The following is an 18280-nucleotide window of genomic DNA, read 5'->3' as shown; positions in this document are numbered from 1 at the left end:
GTGTAGCAGAGGGAAGAGGTTCTGTCCAGCAGACTACAAACTAACCGCTTTTCCAAGCTTTGCTGACTGAAGAAAAGCCTGGATCACTGCCACGTTGGCACGGCTATCATCGAGCGAGATATGAGGTTCCTTGCCAAGCAAGATCGCATCAGCCATATCTTCCACTTCACCAATATAGAGCTCCTGTCCCTTGACCTTGATGGTCTCGGTCTTATCGCCGTGTGTGAGCAAAAGTTTTTCATTGACTTGGGGTTTGAACGGACTCAAAATCTTCAAGGAGGCTTCACTGCCCAAAATTTCAACGCCCCAATACAACGGGATATCGAAACTACAATCGATCTGCGCAAGGATATTGTTCGCAAATTTCATTTGACCTGTGAACGTGAGATCGACTCCGCTCGGACCCGTAACCTGTGTGCCAAAAACTTCAAGCGGCGCCTCCCCGACAATGGTCCGCGCGTAGCTGATGGGATAACAGCCTACATCCCAAATGCTCCCTCCGCCCATCGTGGGGTCAAGGCGAATGTCGACTGTTCGGTCGAGGAAAAAGCCAAAGCCCGCACGAATCAGTTTCAAAGTCCCGAGTGAGCCGCTTTTCACCATTTCCTGCACCTTCAACGTTTGCGGGTGGTGACGATACATGAAAGCCTCGGCGACGATGCGTCCATGTTTGTGGGCGGCGGCTTTGATGGCATCCACTTCTTCCACGGTCAAAGCGATGGGCTTTTCGCACAGAACATGCTTACCCGCCTCAACAGCTTTGATCGTCCACTCGGCGTGGAGATGATTGGGAAGCGGATTGTAGATCACGTCAATATCGGCGTCGGCAAGCAAAGCTTCATACGAACCATGCGCGCGTTCGATATGCTTCTCTTTGGCATACGCATCGGCGCTGGCCTGCGAACGTGAAGCCACAGCAAGAAGATGATTGCGCTTGGATACCTGTAAAGGTGGGATTAGCGAACGGTTAATATTTGCCGTGGAAAGCAATCCCCAGTTGAGAACTTTCTTTGTCATAATGAACTACCTTTCTAGATAAGAATAATCCCGAAGGCGGTGTATTGAGCCTGTCGAAATAGCTGGCACTATTATAGAACCAAAATCGCAAGTTCAAACCCCGAAGGGGTGAAATGATTCTAGAGATTGCAAGTGATTTTTTAAACAACCCCGAAGGGGTGTCATATAACCAAAGCTATGACACTCCTTCGGGGTTTGATAAATCCGTTTCCATTTCTATAAAAATTTCATCCCTTCGGGATTGTATACGCCCATGCAAAGGTGACAGTCATTTTGCTCCCTACGCTTTGCTTCGGGAGTGCTTCGCAAAAGTGACTGTCACCTACTATGAACAAAACTTACATCCTCGCTTCTCTGCTTCGACAATGGCCTGATCACTGGACCAGAAAAAGTTTTCCTCGCCGATCACTTTGATGAGGTCGGCGCGTTCGAGCATTTGCCGTGCGTTCTCATGGACTCCTGCAAGCATGAGCGTGCCGCCTTGCTTGTGTAGTCGTTCGTGCAGACGATGGATAGCTTCGACACCAGCGGTATCCACATGCGATACGCCGCGCATCGAGAGGATCAACGCATGCGTATCCTTTAGATTTTGGAAGGCTTCGTTGAATTGACCTGTGGCCGCAAAGAAAAGCGGACCCGTGAGGAAGGCAACTCTCACATGTTTGCATTCGCCTGTTGTTTCGATGCCTCGTTGCTTTAAGCGTTCGACATCGATCTCCTGAACATCAATATCAATGCTTGCAAGTTTATTAAGAAAGACTGCACCCGCGAGGAACGAACCGATGAGAATAGCTTGCGTCAGATCGAGGATCACGGTTGCCAGCATTGTGACAGTGAAAGCGATCATATCGGTCTTGAAGCGTTTGCCGAAGATGAACTTGATCGCGTCCCATTCGTTCATGCGGACGGCGGTCACCATCAACACACCTGCCAACGCCGCCAAAGGGATGCGACTCATGAAGGGCGCGAGCAAGAACATGGACAACAACAACCCCACCGCGTGGACAATGCTTACGAGGCGGGTCTGTCCGCCTGATTTGATGCCGACGCTGGAGCGCGCGATCGCCGCCGTGGCAGGGACTCCGCCGAAGAACGGGATGAGCATGTTGCCGATGCCTTGTGCGACGAGTTCTTGATTCGCTTGCAGGCGGATGCCTGTCATGTTCGAGCCTACTGCACCGCACAGCAAGGACTCAACTGCGCCGAGTGCAGTAATCGTCAGGATGGGAGCGATGAACTCAGGGAGGTTTGTCCACGGGATGTTGGCAAAGCTCAGGCGGTCATTGAGGAGAAGAGTTTGCGGGATGGCTCCGATCATTGGGGCAGACCAGTTCAAAGTCCAATTGAGAAGCGTGGCAAGGATGATGCCGAGGAGCGAAGCGGGGAATCGTGCTGTCCATTTTTTCGGCATGAACAGCATCGTCGCAATGACGAGTAACCCGAGGATCAGGGATTGAAAGCTTGGGGCGAATCCGCCTTGAAAATATCCAAGCAGTTTTTGAGCGGCAGTATCGGTGGCGGGAGTTTTGACTCCAAGGAAGTTATCGATCTGACCGATGAAGATGATGAGCGCGATACCCGAGGTGAAGCCGCTGATGACGGGCGCAGGGATGAAGGCGATGAAGCGACCGAGGCGCAGGAGACCGATGAGGAGCAGGAGCACGCCCGAGAAGAGACCCGCAACCCAAATGCCTTCGAGACCGTAGCGTTGGACGAGGACAATGAGGACGGCGGACATGGCGCCTGTGGGTCCGCTGATCTGGAACGGTGCGCCCGTGAGAGCGCCCATGATGAAGCCCGCGAGAATGGCAGTGACCAACCCCGCCGCCGCGGACGCACCCGAAGCAACCCCGAACGCGAGGGCCAGTGGCAGGGCAACAGCGGCAACAGTGAGACCCGCCAATAGATCCTGCTGGAACTTGGCAAGCGAATAGTTTGAGAACTCGTCTTTGTAAAGGCGAGCAAGTGAACGACGTGGCATATTTAGTTTTCTCCGAAATAGAATATGTACAAAGGCATGCTGCTCCCCCAAGGCGTCCTTTGTGTCAACGGCGGGATTGTAACATAAAGATGTTTGCCCGAATAAAATTTATGGTCTAAAATTAGCAAATATGCAGACATTACTTGAGGTTTTAAAAGGCCTCTGGGGGAAACCCTGGTTCTCTGAGATTTTGCTTATTCTCTTTTTTGCGTCGGTTTTTCTTTGGCAAACATATTCAAGAACGGTAAAAGTTCTACGACAAAAAATTAAATCAAAACCAAACGACTATGAGGCTCATTATCAGCTAGGGGACCTTCTAACCGAAGATGAAATGTATGAAGAAGCCGAAGACGAATTCAGGCGTGCAATTGAACTTAATCCACAAGATATAAGAGCATATCGTTCACTATTCTGGCTTTTGGATGAAACGAATAGATTGGCTGAGGCCGAAGAGATTCCCAGACAAATGATTGCCTTATTCCCACAAGATGGTCTCAGTTACACATATCTGGGAATAAATTTAGAAAAACAAGGCAAAAACATTGAAGCCGAAGAGATGTTCAAGAAAGCTTTATCTCTCGCGTCAAACTCAAGTTATATTCATATCTATTATGGCAGGTTTTTAGCGAAACTACATCGCTTTGATGAAGCCGAAAACGAATTTCAAGTTGCCGTAAAAATCGACCCAAACGAAACAAGCGGTCATCTAAATTTAGCCAAGCTCTATAGATCATCCAATCGCAATCAAAACGCTGAAGATATTTACAAGAAACTTATTTCACATTACCCCCACGACGAAAGAGCCTATGCTGAGTTTTGGGAGTTACTAAAAAACGATAACAGAATTAGCGATGCAGAAATTTTTTTCAAACAAGCATCATTAAAAAACACAAAAGACATTTTTATAAAACAAATTATAGCCTTATCTCTCTGGGGTCAAGATAAGTTTGAAGAACTTGAAGCACATGCTGAAAAATTAGTTAAATTGCAACCTGACAATGTATACAATCTATTAGCCTATGGACACACTTTGGACAAACTAAACAAGGACAATCTTGCTAAAAAAATATGTCAACAGGCTGTCGAAAAATTTCCACATGAATCCGAAGCTCATTTTTTTCTAGGGCAAATTCTCGAAAAATCAAAAGAATATGAAGAAGCAATGGTATGTTTTAAAAGAGCATTTGAAATGGAACCCGACAATAAAGGTTTTTTTGAATACTTAATTAACTTTCTCAGAAAAACTAAAAATTATCATGATGCTTTAGAACATCTTTCTGTATTCCTCAAAAACAATCCCGAAGACTTTACAACTTTAATGACGATTGCTTCAATAAAAAAATCAACGGGTGACACGAAGGAAATCGAAGAATATGTAGAGAAAGCACGTGCTTACACTCCAAAAAATGAGAGCTATTGGTATAACATTGCATGCTTGGAAGCGATTCTTGGAAACAATGCTATAGCATTTCAAAATTTAATCCAAGCGAGAGATGAAAATCACCTAGACAGAGAATGGGCATGGGAAGATCCTGACCTGCAATGGATACGAGATGACCCACGTTTCGTTGAAATTGTCGGCCCAAAGCCTGAAAAATAAGAACTCTACAACAAAGAACTCGGAGACACTGTCTCCGAGTTCTGCTTTATGCAACCGTTTCAAACACCACAATCGGAATGTGGCGCGATGTCATCTTCTGATAATCCAAATACGGAGGATGCTTCTTTGTCGCCCAGTCCCACAGACGAGCGTATTCATCCCCCTGCGTGTCACGAGCGGTCACTTGAAGCGTTTTTCCATTCACGGTTAATTTCGCACGGGGGTTTTTGAGGATGTTCAGGTACCAGTCCGCGTGATTGTCCCTGCCCCAGTTCGAGGCCACGATCAGATACTGCCCTTCGTGGAAGAAATAGGCAATCGGGACCTCACGCAGTTGTCCCGTTTTGCGACCCGTTGTTTCAAGCAGGAGAATGGTCTGTGTGCCGAGGTTGGAGCCGATCCGTCCGCGTGAGATGCGGATGAGGAAGGCGTTGACGTCCATAAAGAGTTTGACGAAGAAGTTTTTCATTGTACTGTCCATTGTATCAGCGATGATGTGAACCATCATCTGCTTACGTGTTGAACATTTTTTAAAGTATACTCGTCACGACAAATCTTCTGAGGAGAGAGATGATGTTCAACCTATTCAAGAAAAAAGATGACAAGAAAAAGCCCGCTGATATCAACAACCCGATCCGCGATATGATGCTGGGCGATGTGGCGCCCATGGACTGGCCGAAGGGAGAGTCAAATGATATCCCCTGGTCCATGTTCGTGCAGGCAAGAGACCTGATCACCAAGCAACAGAATTTTCCAGAAGCCATCAATATTTACAAGAAGATCACAGAGATGCCCGATCTCGAGTCACGTCACTATTTACAGGCGTGGCACTTCCTGCGCAGGTTGAACGTCAACCCACCTGCTGAGTTGAATGCGAAGGTCTACGGCGTACTGGTGGATGTCCATTTACCCAATGGGCTCGAATTTGTTGCGGCGTATGCCGATCATCATGCCCGCTATTTCAACTACACAGGTAGCAGTGTGATCTGGGAAGCGCCCGACTCTTCCCTCAATGAGACAATTGACGCCTTGTTAGGTGTCTGTCAACAAGTGGCGAATCTGCTCCAACCGATCAATGTCCATCCCAACCCACCGCAACAGGTCGATGCCGTGCAGATCAACATTCTGACACCCAGCGATATCCGTCACGGCATAGGGACGTTCAAACAACTGGCAGAGAATCCATCTGCCAACAATATCATCAACGGCGCAACCTACTTGATGAGAACCCTGATAGATAAAACTTCAAAGAAGTAAATGAAAAAACTCGGAGCGGTTGAACCGCTCCGAGTTTTGCTATCCAGCCAGCTTCTTCAATTCTTCTTCGCCAATGATCTTCACTCCCAACGACTTCGCCTTCTCGAACTTTGACCCTGGCGCTTCACCCAACACCAAATAACTCGTCTTCTTGCTGACGCTATCGGTCACCTTGCCGCCATGTGACTCGATGAACGCCTTCGCATCGTCACGCGAGAACATGGGCAATGTCCCTGTGACGACGAACGTCATCCCTGCGAATGCATCCGATGCTTGAGATTTGGCGTTCGACGCCCCACCCTTCGGCCACATCCCCACCGCTTTCAACTTCTTCAACACTTTTTGATTCGCAGGGCGTGCGAACCAATCCACAATGGATTCGGCGATGTTCGGGCCGAGGCCTTCGATCTCCATCAATTCATCCACTTTGGATTTAGACAACGCATCCAACTCAGGGAAAGCTGAAGCCAGATCCCCGGCCATCACCTCACCGACGCCGTGGATTCCCAGCGCCGCGATCAACCGCGCCAGAGATTGCTGTTTCGAATTCTCAATCGCAGTCAACAGATTGTCGGCTTTCTTATCTTTGAATCCTTCCAACTCAAGTAATTGATCTCGCTTGAGCGTATACAAGTCTGCCACATCCTTGACCAGACCCGACTCGATCAACTGTTCCACAATTTTGATGCCCAGCCCCACGATGTCCATTGCCCCGCGTGAAACGTAATGCTCGATGTTCCGCACCAACTGCGCCGGGCACGCCGCATTGACGCAATACCACGCTACCTCACCCTCAAAATGTTCCACAGGCTGATCACACGCGGGACATTTCGTCGGCGGCTTGAACTTCTTCTCCTTGCCCTTGCGCGCATCCACTACAGGGCCGATCACATACGGTATCACTTCCCCCGCTCGCTTCACCAACACACGGTCGCCTACACGGATGTCCTTTTCAGCGATGAAATCAAAATTATGTAACGTGGCACGTTCAACAATGACGCCACCGATCTCAACAGGCTCCAGCATCGCATACGGGGTCAGCACACCTGTACGCCCCACCGCCACACCGATGTCATTCAGAGTCGTTGTCACTTCACGCGCAGGGAACTTGAACGCAATCGCGCCACGCGGGTCCTTGCCCACAAAGCCCAACTCCGCCGCAAGAACCAAATCATCGATCTTGATGACCATGCCGTCCGCTTCGTATGGCAAATTATCGCGGCCTTCGTTCCACGTTTCAGTATAAGTAATCGCCTTCTCAAGAGTATCGAAACGCTTAGCCACATCTGTCACAGGAAAGCCCAACGTCTTGAGATATTCCAAGATCTCCCATTGAGATGTGGGAACCTTCCCGCCTTCAGACGCAACGATCTGATACACCAACAACGTGATCGGACGTGACGCTGTCAACTTTGGGTCAAGCTGACGTAACGCTCCCGCCGCCGTATTGCGCGGGTTTTGATACGTCGCTTCGCCTGCTTCTTCGCGCTTGCGATTCAACTCTTCAAATTCCTTATTCGGGATGAATGCCTCGCCTCGCACGACCAGATAGCTGGGTACTGAAACCTTGGCCTTTGACTCCACTGGTATCCTGAGCGGGATCGCCCGCACCGTCCGCAAATTGGATGTGATGTCCTCGCCCACTTCCCCATCTCCACGCGTTGCGCCTTGGACAAAGAGTCCATCGCGGTAATGGAGTACAACCGATAAGCCATCGATCTTCGGCTCAACGACAAATTTAGCCTTCTCCACGCGGTCATCAATTTTGGAGACGCGTTCCAGCCAGGCACGCGCATCGTCCGCGCCAAAGGCATTCGCCAGCGAGAGAATCGGAGCGGGGTGACGAACCTTCTCGAAACGGTCAGCAGGCTTGGCACCGGCGCGCTGCGTCGGCGAATCAGGCGTCACCCAATCGGGATGCTCAGCTTCGATCCGCTTAAGCTCATTCGACAGCTTATCAAATTCCAAGTCACTGATAATCGGCGCATCCAAAACATGATACCGATAATTGTGCGCGTGGATCTCTGCTTTGAGTTGTTCGTAGTGGGATTTAGTCGTCATAGATAAATTATAGTCCAGTTGAAAAATTGTGCTATAGAGTAGAGTTGAACAAAAAAGCCACACCCCTGCATTGTCTTTAAAGCATCATCTGATCTGCTTTTTGCAAAGTCTCAAGTGAATCAAAAATATAATAACTCGCGACAAAAACGCATTCTATTACAGGCAACATCGTACGGTTGGCTGAGAAAGTCAGATGCCAGTTTAGGTCATACGGCGTGAGAAGATATACAACAAACATACCAACATAGTAGATACTGGCTGTCACCAACGCAGGGACCGCCATCTTTGGAACAGCGTGGTTTCGTGCGATTGAGACAAAGTACAACAAACCGAAAAGCAACAATGAACCTTCAATATATTTGTATGTCTGTTCAAAGATCAGGATAGCAGAGCCATCCTTCATCCGTTCAATGATATTAGCGATAGATTCGGCAGTTCCAATTTTCAGGTCATTCGACAACCCGTAACTTCGCTTGTAAAAGGTCCATAGCACAAAAGGCAACAGAACGATCACAGCACAGGCAATTTTTCTCCAACTGAATATGTGCTGTCGAATATCGGCATGTCTACTTTTTTTCATGTAAAAACCTGCAACAGCGACGGAGACCACCCCAGCGAATAGCGCCAACACACCTTCGTTCTTTAAACACAAAACAAAGGCTAAACAAGCCAGACTGGAATAAAGGTCTATAGAATCATTGCGCTGGATATATCTACCTAACAACAACATTGCAACCGCTACATACATGGCAAGGTATCCATCCATGTAGCCATTCCAAATCCACAAGTGAATACTAAAGGGAATTATTAAAATAAGAACAACAAAACTGATCGATTTACGCGCAAAGCTGAACAGCCACATAACAATAGGCACAAGGATGAAGAAAAGTGATATTTTGGGAATATATTCGTTCCAATAACCAAGGATATAGGTTATTTGTGCGGCTATGCTTGGCACAAGGTTTGGATAATCAACATGTGAGAACGCCACTAGGGGAAGCTGCCATCCAGCTGACAAACCAATAGATCCCGCCGCATAGATCATTTTGGCATGGAAAAACCAAATAGAGCGAGCATCCCAATCCTTAAGTGGCTCAAATAAAATACTACTCAGGAAAAGCGAACAAACAAGAGCGACGCCAAGCCATTTATTGAGCGATTCACCTACAGTGCGATTCTTGGCATACCAACTACCTAAACGCCACACGCCCAAAATGGCGACAATCCCACCTACAAACAGGCCAATGGAAAGCGAACGAAATATTAACACAATGCCATAATTGACAATAACCCCAAGGACAATAGCTAATGCTATCTTTTGAAGCAGAGGGAAAGCCTTATGTTTGTCTGTCGAATCATCATGAAACAACAAATCGATAATCAGCCAGCCTAAACCTATAAAATAGGAAAAACCAAAGCCAAGCAAGAGGGATAGTCTCAAAATATTAAGGACAGTATGCAAGACCCACATCTCCTCGTTCTTTTATTTCAGTGCACCCTGCCATATTCTGGATTTCGTCCAATGAGCACAAAACATACTTTGAGGAGGCGTCTTTCCTAACTGGCCAGGCAGATTCAATAATACGTTGACTGCCCTCCTGCTCATATGTAGTACACAATCGGTAATCACTAATTTTGCTCTCTTCAATAAGAACAACCATTCGCCGAACATGAACAGGCAAAGCTTCCTTTCCTGAATTGAGTGCAAACAAGTTTGACATTGACGTTCTAAAAGACGACAACATACTTATGCTTAGATTCGAGTCTCTGACTTCAACCCAAGTATCGAAGATGGGGGTCTTAAAAAGGATGATTGCCAAAACTGATATGGCAATAAGAGTAAAGTTTCTCAGGCGAAAAACGGACATGGAGAGAAAAAGGAAAAGCACGAATATTGCATAAAACTCATTCCCCCGTTGATATTGGAAAAACGCCCAGCTACCAAGCAAAAGGATTTGCAGTATGTATCCAGGAGTTGACAGTCTTTTTCTGATCTCTGTTAGCTTACCGTTAATGTTCATATATTTATAGCAAATATTATAACGGATTGTAATTGCCACCAAATGCAACTGGGGTATTCCAAGCATGAGCGCCACCGAGGGTTAATTCTTGGCGGCGCTCATTTATAGCCTCGGTTCTGATTTTCTATTACATACCCGTCATCTGATAAATTTGGATCAAATTCCCGCACGTATCGTTGAATATCGCTACGGTGGTCGTGCCCATGTTGGTTGGCTCCATGGTGAAATCCACGCCTAATTTCTTCATACGTTCATATTCATTATGGATGTCGCTGACTTGGAAGGCAGTGAACGGAATTCCATCCTTCACAAGTGATTCCTTGAGCGCTTTCATGGCAGGATAACTGGCATTCGGTTCAAGCAGGAGTTCCGTGCCATCGGGCTCCTCGGGCGAGACAACGGTGATCCAACGGGCGCCCGGCCCAAGAGGAATATCGTGTTTTTTCACAAAGCCCATCACCTCTGTATAGAACTTTAAAGCCTTGTCGTAGTCATCGATAGAAACACTGGTAAGTTTGATTTTCATTTTGTTTATCCTTTGGACAGAAGTTGGGTGGCGGCACTACAACCAAGTTGACGGAACTCACTGGGACTGAGACCGTACTGCTGTTTGAATGCTTTGCTGAACGCCGCATGCGACTCGTACCCCGCTGCACGGGCCACCTCCGTGATATCCACAGCACCCATGCGGAGTTTACGCCCTGCACGTTCCAGCCGCAGACGGCGGACATAACTAACCGCGCTCTCGCCAACCTGCGCCGTGAAGACGCGATGGAAGTGTGGCACAGAGAAGCCTGCAACATCTGCCAACACTTCGCGATTCAGGTCTTCGTGAATGTGCGTACGGATGTACAGCTTTATGTCCTCGATGGTCTCAGAATATTCTTGAGTGTTTAAAGTGTCGGTCACCATAGGCAAACTATAGTATATCAAGACCCCTATCCGCTATTCCAAATGTATCATTTTCGGGCATCAACTTGGATAATGGCGCTCAAGCCCAGCCGTGCCTAATGCACGCGCGATCAAACGCTCCCCTTCACGAAGTTCCATATCACCAGTTAGTGTATTAATGATGTTATCTCCGAAGTCGCCATATTCGCGTCCCTTGCAAATCAAAGTGACCTTCTCTTTGCCCAATCGTTGAAACTCCACTTGAAAGTTCTCAGGCGTGCCACGGACTTGGGCAAGGCTGGCGGGTGCAATAATCAATTCCTTTTTATCCTGCTGACGCAGATAAAGAAACGCGAGCGGCATCTGCATGGACGTGCCCCATAGCCTGGATCGAAGAATGGTGCCTTCAACCACGATTCCCTCACGGTCAAACTGATGGGCCGATACCCACCACCACTCCACTGCCAGTTGACGTCCCCAATATTGGGTGATGGAACCAGGCACACGGCCCAGAGTGGTTTGATGCGAGCCGTGGCGGATCCAACCACTGAATGTCACAAGAGGCGCACCGAAGGATAACAAGTCGGGCATCTTCAACAACCGGGCAGGGAAGATATCTGGCTCGACCCAATCGCCGTTCGGGACGATCGTCAAATCCCACGAAACTTCTCCCGCATGTCCAACTGTCCGCTCGGCGGTCATGAAGATATCCTTGGGCATAAGGGAATCCAGTTTCTCAAAGATGACTTCGCGCTTATATGGCGAATGGACACTGACACGCAACACATGCTCATTGTTCTTGCGACGCTCGATCCAATCCACGATCAAGGCAACTGGACCTGCGTTGACTTTGAAGAACCAATATTCAAGAGCGGCGGAGGGATGAGAAGCCAACATGGATGTGTTTTTTGAATTCAGGAGTTGTACTTGTATAGGGGATGATCGGCGTTGAGTTGCAGTAGATCCCACAGATTGCCATATAGGTCTTCAAAAACAGCGACTATTCCATATGGGGCTTCTTTAGGTGGTCGGATGAATTTGATGCCTTTGGAAACCATCTCGTTGTAATCACGCCAGAAATCATCAGTGCTCAGAAAGAGGAAAACCCTGCCGCCTGTTTGATTGCCAATGAAAGGTTCCTGCTCGGGCTTCGATGCTTTCGCCAAAAGAAGGGTAGTGCCATTGGCATTGGGAGGCGCGACCACCACCCAGCGCTTATCCTGTTCTGGCTGATATGTATCTTCAACCAATGTAAAATGCAGTTTCTCTGTATAAAAAGAGATCGCTTCGTCATAGTCCCTGACGACCAACGCAATATGGATGATTGACTGTTTCATATTGAAATTATACGCCTGCATCTAGAATCAAATTTGCTTTTGCTATTGCTTTGTACCATGGCTTTATATAGGTGTCGTCTAAATACTTGTTGTTTTTGTTTACTTGTTCGATAAACCAGTTAAGCATTCCGTCCCATACCTTGAGATCACGTGGACCGTGTAATTTCCATCCCAATTCCTCTAGCAACCAGTTGCTTTTGATGCTATTTCTGAGTTGTGATGTACAAATCCAATTATCAAATTCATCTTTTCCACCCCTAGACACAGGGATAATATGATCAATTGTTGGAATCAATTCCCAATATGCAATATGACACTTATCTAATCTCCAATTCTTTTGGTAAGGAAAATCCTGAGGTAGTTTGGTTGATAATATCTTCAATACAGGTGGAAAAAATAATTTAGCTCCAGAATACCTATCTGTGAATCCATCGCGAAGAAAAACTTGAAGCTTTTCGAAATGGTTGTAGTTCCTTGATTTATTCTCACCCATAGGTATGAATTTGTATTCTGATAAAAGTATGTTAATGGCTTTTGTATCTTCGTCTTGATTTATATACTCACATATGTCTTTAATGATATCTGCTCTTTCTCTCATCTTCATAGGCCTTTCTTTTTCTATTTCCAAATATTCCCATACCCATATTCGCCTTCCAACAACTTCCCCTCCGCGAAGCGACTGAATCGAAACGGCGTGATATCCACCGTCTTTGGTGTTCCATCCAAAATCAACTCTGCCATACTTGCACCCGCCGCAGGCGACGTTTTGAATCCCGTGCCGCTCAAGCCACAGGCAAGGTAGAAACCACCCAAGTCCGTGCCGCTATAGATGGCGCGCTGGTCTGGCGTAATACCATCGCGCCCCACATGGATGGAGTGTAAACCGCTCTCTTCAAGTTTCGGAATGCGTTGAAGCATGGCATCGACGAGCTTGTCAAGAAAAGTAGGCGTTGGTGTCTGGTCTTCGGCATCGGGCCCTTCACCGCGCATCGATTCATCTTCACCTGCGGCAAGAATCAGCGCACCACCCTCAGGGCGAAAGTAACAATTGATAGTATCGTCGATCACTGTAGGGATCTTACCAAGGGATGCTGGGCGATGGAGAAACGCCACATCGTGCGTCCACGTCTCAAGCGGGATTTCAACATCAGCGAGTTTTGCGACATGCTTCGCCCACGGTCCCGCCGCATTGACAACTGTCGGCGCCGCAAATTCACCTTTGGTGGTGCTGACGCCTGTTACCCGTCCGCCTGATACGTGGATGGCAGTCACTTCACAATTCTGGATCAACGTTGCGCCGTTGCGTTTGGCGGCATCGATGAACGAGTTGGTCGTGAGAGTCGCATCACCATAGCCTGAATCAGGCTCATAGGCGGTAAAGTCAAAATGCTCGGTGACCAGATCAGGGAAGAGCTTCTTCACATCATCGGCAGATACAACCGACGTATTGATGCCAATACTCCGCTGATTAATGACATTACCACGCAATTGCGCTTCATGTTCGCGCTTGGAAATTTGCAAAAAGCCTGTGTTGATGAAACCGCAATCCCCGCCAACCCGCTCCTTCCAATTGGAATAGTAGTTTTTATAGCTGATAAACGCCAGCTCACATTCAACCTTGAGATCATAGTGCATACGGACAAGTCCGCTGGAATAGCCAGTTGCGCCAGACGCAGTGACCTTGCGTTCGAGGATGGCGACTTTGAGTCCACGCTCGGCGAGGTGAAAGGCGGTACTAGCGCCCATCACACCTGCACCGATGACGATGGCATCGTAAGTTTGAGTCATAATAATTTCCTTTTTAACCACAAAAGGCACGAAGAGCACAAAGGGAAAACCAAGGATGGAGTTTGTTGATTTTTTGTGGAATTTCGCTATGGTTGGCGGAATTGTAGCAGGATTCAAAAGTATTTCGGTGGTTGAGTAGGGCTGAGCGTTAGAGAAGTGGAATGAAATGAAAATAATAAGCTCAAGCCGCCGTCCCCGGCGGCGATTTGCGAGCAAGCCCTGTGCCGAGGACGGCGCAGGGAGCGAGACATAAGTTATACTTCCAACATGTCCCGTGAACAGATCGGTCTCTTTGGCGGCACATTCGACCCGCCGCATCTCGGTCACTTGATCCTCGCTTCTGAAGCATTCTCCCAACTCGACCTCGACCGTCTCTTGTGGATTCTCACCCCCAACCCTCCGCATAAACAGGATCAACTCATCACATCCGTTGAGCATCGCCTTGCGATGGTTGAACTCGCCATTCAAGATAACCCCACTTTCGAGCTGTCACACGTCGAGTTGGATCGACCCGGTCCGCATTACACACTGGATACGATCCAATTGGTCGCAGATCAATATCCCGATTCAGATATTACGCCCATCATCGGCGGCGACTCGTTGCGAGACCTGCCCAAGTGGAATCGACCGAAAGAACTTCTGCAAGCCTGTCACTGGGTGGGCGTAATGCACCGCCCAGGCGAACAGGAAAATCTCGAAGCGTTGGAACAGCAATTACCGGGCATCAGTTCCAAGGTCCATTATGTGGATGCGCCGCTTCTCGAGATCGCCTCGCGTGAAATACGGAGTCGCATTGCGGACGGCAAACCATTCCGCTATTATCTACATCCAGCGGTGTATGAATACATTGAGGAACATCAGCTTTATCAGGCAGATACATCCCTCCTCAACCTGCCCAAATGATTATATACAATTTATAATGTCATCAGTCCATAGAGGTGCTGATGACCAACTCCCCACTCAAAGAAGAAATTGAACTCAACACAAAGAGGCCTCTCAAAGAGGATATTTTTGATGCCTTGCTCGAGAAGATCATCTCTGGTCAGTACAAGCCCGGCGTCTGGCTGAGACAGGAAGACATCGCGTCACAACTTGGCGTTAGCATGACTCCCGTCCGAGAGGCATTGGACTTGCTCGATGCCGCTGGTCTTGCGGAGCGTGTGCCGTATCGCGGGGTGCGCGTGCCACAGCCATCACAAGAAGAGATCGCAGAATCCTACGCCACACGTTTATTGCTGGAAAAAGCTGTCAACCGGGCAGCGGCTCTTAACCGGGAGCAGGCACACGTCGAGGCATTGAAGCGGATCGTCAGCCAATCCAAAAAGTTGATTCGATTGGATCAGATGTCTGCTTCCCACAAGCTCAGCGTGGACTTCCACTTCACGATTGCGGATGCATCAAAAAACTCCGCGCTCATGCGCGCGTATAAAATGGCCGCAAACTCTTTCCCCGATTGGATGTTGTATCAGGCGATGTTCGAATACCCTGAGGCGCTGGAGGAAAGCGTCAAAGAGGAATATCGAGAACATCTTGCCATTGCCGAGGCGATCGAGGCGCGTAACCCAGATCTGGCCGAGCAACGCGCCGTGGAACATATTCGCGAAATTGGCAATCAGCTTGTATCATATTTGGGGGTTCCGCAAACGTTATTGGACGAAAAGACAAAGCATTTGGGTCTATAAATTAAAGATGGTATCAGGGAGTTTGCTCCCATAATCCCGCCAGCCAGCTGGCTGATTTCATATTAGGAGAAATTATGTTTGAAGAACTTTATAAGCAAATGGCACAAAGCATCATCGAAGGCGAAAAAGAAATTGCAATCGAGCTGGCACAAAAATCCATTGAGGTGGGCATGCCACCTTTGGACGCCATCACAAAAGGATTCGTGCAAGGTGTGAACTATATTGGCGACCTGTTCGGCAAAGGCGAAGCCTTTCTACCTGAGCTGGTGATGGCAGGCGAAGCGATGAAAGCGGCAGTGGCAGTGCTGGAACCTGAGTTATTGAAACTCGGCGAAGCGCGCGAGATGATGGGACGCGTCGTGCTCGCAACCGTCGAAGGAGATATTCACGAGATCGGAAAGACTCTCGTTGGCACCATGCTCACCGCTTCGGGCTTTGAGGTCGTTGATCTGGGTGTAGATCAATCCGCTGAGAAGATCATCGGCAAGGCACTCGAAATTGATGCCAATCTGATCGGCTTGAGCGCACTTCTCACAACAACAATGGTGCGGCAACGTGAGTTGATCGAAGAGTTGGATAAGGAAGGCTTGCGTCCGCGCATTCAAGTGATGGTAGGTGGCGCACCGATCACGAAAGATTGGGCGACAAAGATCAATGCAAATGGCACATCAGAAGATGCTATTGGCGCTGTGCAATTGGCTAAGAGGTTGGTTGGAAAGGAGTGACCCTCTTTGCTCAACCTCAACCAACTCCTACGCGTTCCATACGTCGATTCCCATTTTGACATTTCTCCCGACGACTCTAAACTCGCTTTCGCATGGAACAAGACCGGCGAATGGCAGATTTACGAATTACTCCTCGCTGAGCGGAGCATACTTCGACTGCGGGCTGAGCAAACACCGCTCAGGACGGAAACATTCACAGCAAAAAGCGCAGCCGAAACGTGGGGCGAGGAAAACATTAGGCAAATTACATCTAGTTCTGGCGGAAAATTTAATCCACGCTACTCCCCCAATGGCTCACAACTTGCTTATGTTCTGGATGTAGACGGCAGTGAAAGTTATCATCTTGTTGTCTTTGACCCATCTACTAATACGCACACTGATCTAACACCAAACATCAATTATGCTTTGCAACCGAACTTCTGTTGGTCACCGGATGGAAGTCAACTTGCGTTTCTCAGCGATGAGCAGGGACATTTCAGCGCATACATCATTTCATCAATTGGCGGCGAGCCGCAACTGGTGCTGGACACCGGTCACCCTGCCTGGCAGGTGGAATGGTCACCGGATGGAAAACATCTCGCTGTCTCATGCGAAATGCATGGACAGGATTACGGGATATTCATTGTTGATGTAGAAACGAAAGAAGTTACTCAAATCCCGTTGAATGCACACGAACCCGAATGGTCACCCAATGGAAGCAAACTCGCCTTTCACTCTGATGCTCATGACTGGTTTGATATCGGGATGTATGATCTAAAAACAAAAGAGGTTGTGTGGGTCACGCAAAGCGAAGGGGATTCGCAGTCTGCAACATTTGTATTAGATAATTCAACGGATACATCCACTCACCAAATTGCCTACACGCAAAGCAAAGGCGCGGTGAATTGGATTGAAGTAGGCCCTACGGATAACAATGTGCTTCGACTGCGCTTCGCTCCGCTACCCTTCGGGCACAATGTCAGCACGGAAGGACAAGAAAAGTATCGGGTTGGAAAAGGCATCCATAACGGAATCAGGTTCACGTCCGATATGAAGCGGATAGTGACAATGTTTAGTAGTCCCAGCCAGCCACCTGATCTTTGGATGATCGATGTTGAGTCAGGTGAGGCTATCCAATTAACACATTCGTTGCCAGAAGAGTTATCAAAGGCTGAGTTTGTCATGCCCGAGGAAATCCAATACGCAGGCATGGACGGCGCACAAATCCCTGCGCTATTGTTTAGTTCACAACAAGTGCCCGCGCCTGCAGTGGTAATGATCCATGGCGGACCGAATTGGCATTACTCGGCGGAGTGGAATCCGATCATGGCACATTTGGCAAGCCGAGGGGTTGTGGTGTTGTGCCCGAATTATCGCGGCTCGACCGGATATGGGCGCAAGTGGCAATATGCCGCACAGTTCGATATGGGTGGCGTGGATACACGTGATGTAGTGGCAGGCGCGCAGTATCTTTTGCATGAAGGGATTGCGAATAAGGTTGCAGTGACAGGCCGAAGCCACGGCGGCTATTTGACAATGACATGTTTAACGCAGTTTCCTGAGTTGTGGTGCGCGGGCTCGGCGATCGTGCCGTTTACCAATTGGCTCAAATCACATAATGATGCACGCGAAGATCTGCAACATTGGAACATTGAAAATATGGGCGACCCCAAAGAGAATTATGAGCGTTGGTACAACGCCTCACCTTATTTCTTTTTAGATAAGATTCAGGCTCCTGTGCAAATGATCTGTGGAGGCAATGACCCACGTTGCCCAGCGAGCGATTCAATTGATACCCGTGATAAACTTCTGGAACTCGGAAAAACGGTTGACTTTCTCTTGTATGAAGATGAAGGTCATGCATTTTTGAAGATCGAAAATATATTGGATGCTGAAACAAAGCGAGTCGAGTTTTTAGTGAAAGCATTGGAAGATAATTAA

General features: G+C 48.1%; 18 protein-coding genes. 6 read left to right on the top strand and 12 right to left on the bottom strand.

Annotated elements, in window-relative coordinates:
• Window positions 1-33 precede the first annotated feature (33 nt).
• Window positions 34-1017 (bottom strand): Gfo/Idh/MocA family oxidoreductase, encoded by a 984-nt coding sequence (locus tag IPP66_12345; protein MBK9926067.1) that lies wholly within the window; start codon window positions 1015-1017, stop codon window positions 34-36.
• Between the two features lie 325 nt (window positions 1018-1342).
• The gene (locus IPP66_12340) at window positions 1343-2998 is read right to left on the bottom strand and encodes a SulP family inorganic anion transporter (protein ID MBK9926066.1); all 1656 of its coding nucleotides are present in this window, start codon (window positions 2996-2998) and stop codon (window positions 1343-1345) included.
• A gap of 130 nt (window positions 2999-3128) precedes the next feature.
• Here IPP66_12340 and IPP66_12335 point away from each other — a divergent pair, with 130 nt between their 5' ends.
• Complete coding sequence (locus IPP66_12335) at window positions 3129-4598, top strand: tetratricopeptide repeat protein (protein ID MBK9926065.1); 1470 nt, start codon at window positions 3129-3131, stop codon at window positions 4596-4598.
• A gap of 46 nt (window positions 4599-4644) precedes the next feature.
• Here IPP66_12335 and IPP66_12330 read toward each other — a convergent pair whose 3' ends face one another.
• Window positions 4645-5067 carry a nitroreductase family deazaflavin-dependent oxidoreductase gene (locus IPP66_12330; protein MBK9926064.1) on the bottom strand — a complete coding sequence of 141 codons (423 nt, stop codon included), beginning with the start codon at window positions 5065-5067 and terminating at the stop codon, window positions 4645-4647.
• A 101-nt stretch (window positions 5068-5168) separates the two neighbouring features.
• Between IPP66_12330 and IPP66_12325 the strand changes: the two genes are divergently transcribed.
• Window positions 5169-5855: a hypothetical protein gene (locus tag IPP66_12325; protein MBK9926063.1), complete on the top strand. Its 687-nt coding sequence runs from the start codon at window positions 5169-5171 to the stop codon at window positions 5853-5855.
• A gap of 39 nt (window positions 5856-5894) precedes the next feature.
• Here IPP66_12325 and ligA read toward each other — a convergent pair whose 3' ends face one another.
• The 9 genes from ligA to IPP66_12280 all read right to left on the bottom strand — a co-directional run bounded on the left by ligA (window position 5895) and on the right by IPP66_12280 (window position 13953).
• Window positions 5895-7916 carry an NAD-dependent DNA ligase LigA gene (gene ligA / locus IPP66_12320; GenBank protein ID MBK9926062.1) on the bottom strand — a complete coding sequence of 674 codons (2022 nt, stop codon included), beginning with the start codon at window positions 7914-7916 and terminating at the stop codon, window positions 5895-5897.
• Between the two features lie 76 nt (window positions 7917-7992).
• On the bottom strand, window positions 7993-9378 hold the full coding sequence (locus IPP66_12315) for a hypothetical protein (protein ID MBK9926061.1): 1386 nt from the start codon (window positions 9376-9378) through the stop codon (window positions 7993-7995).
• Window positions 9362-10003: a hypothetical protein gene (locus tag IPP66_12310; GenBank protein MBK9926060.1), complete on the bottom strand. Its 642-nt coding sequence runs from the start codon at window positions 10001-10003 to the stop codon at window positions 9362-9364. The genes IPP66_12315 and IPP66_12310 overlap by 17 nt, the downstream gene beginning before the upstream one ends.
• A gap of 61 nt (window positions 10004-10064) precedes the next feature.
• Entirely contained in the window at window positions 10065-10463 is a 399-nt protein-coding gene (locus IPP66_12305) for a VOC family protein (GenBank protein ID MBK9926059.1), read from the bottom strand.
• Window positions 10464-10468: 5 nt separating this feature from the next.
• Entirely contained in the window at window positions 10469-10870 is a 402-nt protein-coding gene (locus tag IPP66_12300; GenBank protein ID MBK9926058.1) for a helix-turn-helix transcriptional regulator, read from the bottom strand.
• Between the two features lie 39 nt (window positions 10871-10909).
• A complete protein-coding gene (locus tag IPP66_12295) occupies window positions 10910-11725 on the bottom strand; it encodes a hypothetical protein (GenBank protein MBK9926057.1) in 816 nt (271 codons plus the stop codon).
• Window positions 11726-11742: 17 nt separating this feature from the next.
• On the bottom strand, window positions 11743-12165 hold the full coding sequence (locus tag IPP66_12290; GenBank protein MBK9926056.1) for a VOC family protein: 423 nt from the start codon (window positions 12163-12165) through the stop codon (window positions 11743-11745).
• A 7-nt stretch (window positions 12166-12172) separates the two neighbouring features.
• Window positions 12173-12769, bottom strand: a complete 597-nt coding sequence (locus IPP66_12285; protein MBK9926055.1) for an HNH endonuclease — start codon at window positions 12767-12769, stop codon at window positions 12173-12175.
• A 14-nt stretch (window positions 12770-12783) separates the two neighbouring features.
• Window positions 12784-13953: an FAD-binding oxidoreductase gene (locus IPP66_12280; protein MBK9926054.1), complete on the bottom strand. Its 1170-nt coding sequence runs from the start codon at window positions 13951-13953 to the stop codon at window positions 12784-12786.
• A 267-nt stretch (window positions 13954-14220) separates the two neighbouring features.
• Between IPP66_12280 and IPP66_12275 the strand changes: the two genes are divergently transcribed.
• The 4 genes from IPP66_12275 (at window position 14221) to IPP66_12260 (ending at window position 18280) form a co-directional block, all read left to right on the top strand.
• On the top strand, window positions 14221-14856 hold the full coding sequence (locus tag IPP66_12275; protein MBK9926053.1) for a nicotinate-nucleotide adenylyltransferase: 636 nt from the start codon (window positions 14221-14223) through the stop codon (window positions 14854-14856).
• A gap of 41 nt (window positions 14857-14897) precedes the next feature.
• Window positions 14898-15635: a GntR family transcriptional regulator gene (locus IPP66_12270; GenBank protein MBK9926052.1), complete on the top strand. Its 738-nt coding sequence runs from the start codon at window positions 14898-14900 to the stop codon at window positions 15633-15635.
• A gap of 74 nt (window positions 15636-15709) precedes the next feature.
• Window positions 15710-16360, top strand: a complete 651-nt coding sequence (locus IPP66_12265; protein MBK9926051.1) for a corrinoid protein — start codon at window positions 15710-15712, stop codon at window positions 16358-16360.
• Between the two features lie 6 nt (window positions 16361-16366).
• Entirely contained in the window at window positions 16367-18280 is a 1914-nt protein-coding gene (locus tag IPP66_12260; protein ID MBK9926050.1) for a S9 family peptidase, read from the top strand.

It is taken from the genome of Candidatus Defluviilinea proxima (assembly GCA_016721115.1).
Taxonomy (GTDB): Bacteria; Chloroflexota; Anaerolineae; order Anaerolineales; family Villigracilaceae; genus Defluviilinea; species Defluviilinea proxima.
Note: the sequence above shows the minus strand (reverse complement) of the source record. Positions and strands in the feature narration are given on the sequence as shown.

Bases quoted from the DNA above. Each gene is read 5' to 3' on its own strand.
- IPP66_12270 (MBK9926052.1), top strand. From the start codon at position 14,898: ATGACCAACTCCCCACTCAAAGAAGAAATTGAACTCAACACAAAGAGG.
- IPP66_12340 (MBK9926066.1), bottom strand. From the start codon at position 2,998: ATGCCACGTCGTTCACTTGCTCGCCTTTACAAAGACGAGTTCTCAAAC.
- IPP66_12345 (MBK9926067.1), bottom strand. From the start codon at position 1,017: ATGACAAAGAAAGTTCTCAACTGGGGATTGCTTTCCACGGCAAATATT.
- IPP66_12295 (MBK9926057.1), bottom strand. From the start codon at position 11,725: ATGTTGGCTTCTCATCCCTCCGCCGCTCTTGAATATTGGTTCTTCAAA.
- IPP66_12265 (MBK9926051.1), top strand. From the start codon at position 15,710: ATGTTTGAAGAACTTTATAAGCAAATGGCACAAAGCATCATCGAAGGC.
- IPP66_12310 (MBK9926060.1), bottom strand. From the start codon at position 10,003: ATGCTTGGAATACCCCAGTTGCATTTGGTGGCAATTACAATCCGTTAT.
- IPP66_12280 (MBK9926054.1), bottom strand. From the start codon at position 13,953: ATGACTCAAACTTACGATGCCATCGTCATCGGTGCAGGTGTGATGGGC.
- IPP66_12325 (MBK9926063.1), top strand. From the start codon at position 5,169: ATGATGTTCAACCTATTCAAGAAAAAAGATGACAAGAAAAAGCCCGCT.
- IPP66_12330 (MBK9926064.1), bottom strand. From the start codon at position 5,067: ATGAAAAACTTCTTCGTCAAACTCTTTATGGACGTCAACGCCTTCCTC.
- IPP66_12275 (MBK9926053.1), top strand. From the start codon at position 14,221: ATGTCCCGTGAACAGATCGGTCTCTTTGGCGGCACATTCGACCCGCCG.
- IPP66_12285 (MBK9926055.1), bottom strand. From the start codon at position 12,769: ATGAAGATGAGAGAAAGAGCAGATATCATTAAAGACATATGTGAGTAT.
- ligA (MBK9926062.1), bottom strand. From the start codon at position 7,916: ATGACGACTAAATCCCACTACGAACAACTCAAAGCAGAGATCCACGCG.
- IPP66_12305 (MBK9926059.1), bottom strand. From the start codon at position 10,463: ATGAAAATCAAACTTACCAGTGTTTCTATCGATGACTACGACAAGGCT.
- IPP66_12335 (MBK9926065.1), top strand. From the start codon at position 3,129: ATGCAGACATTACTTGAGGTTTTAAAAGGCCTCTGGGGGAAACCCTGG.
- IPP66_12290 (MBK9926056.1), bottom strand. From the start codon at position 12,165: ATGAAACAGTCAATCATCCATATTGCGTTGGTCGTCAGGGACTATGAC.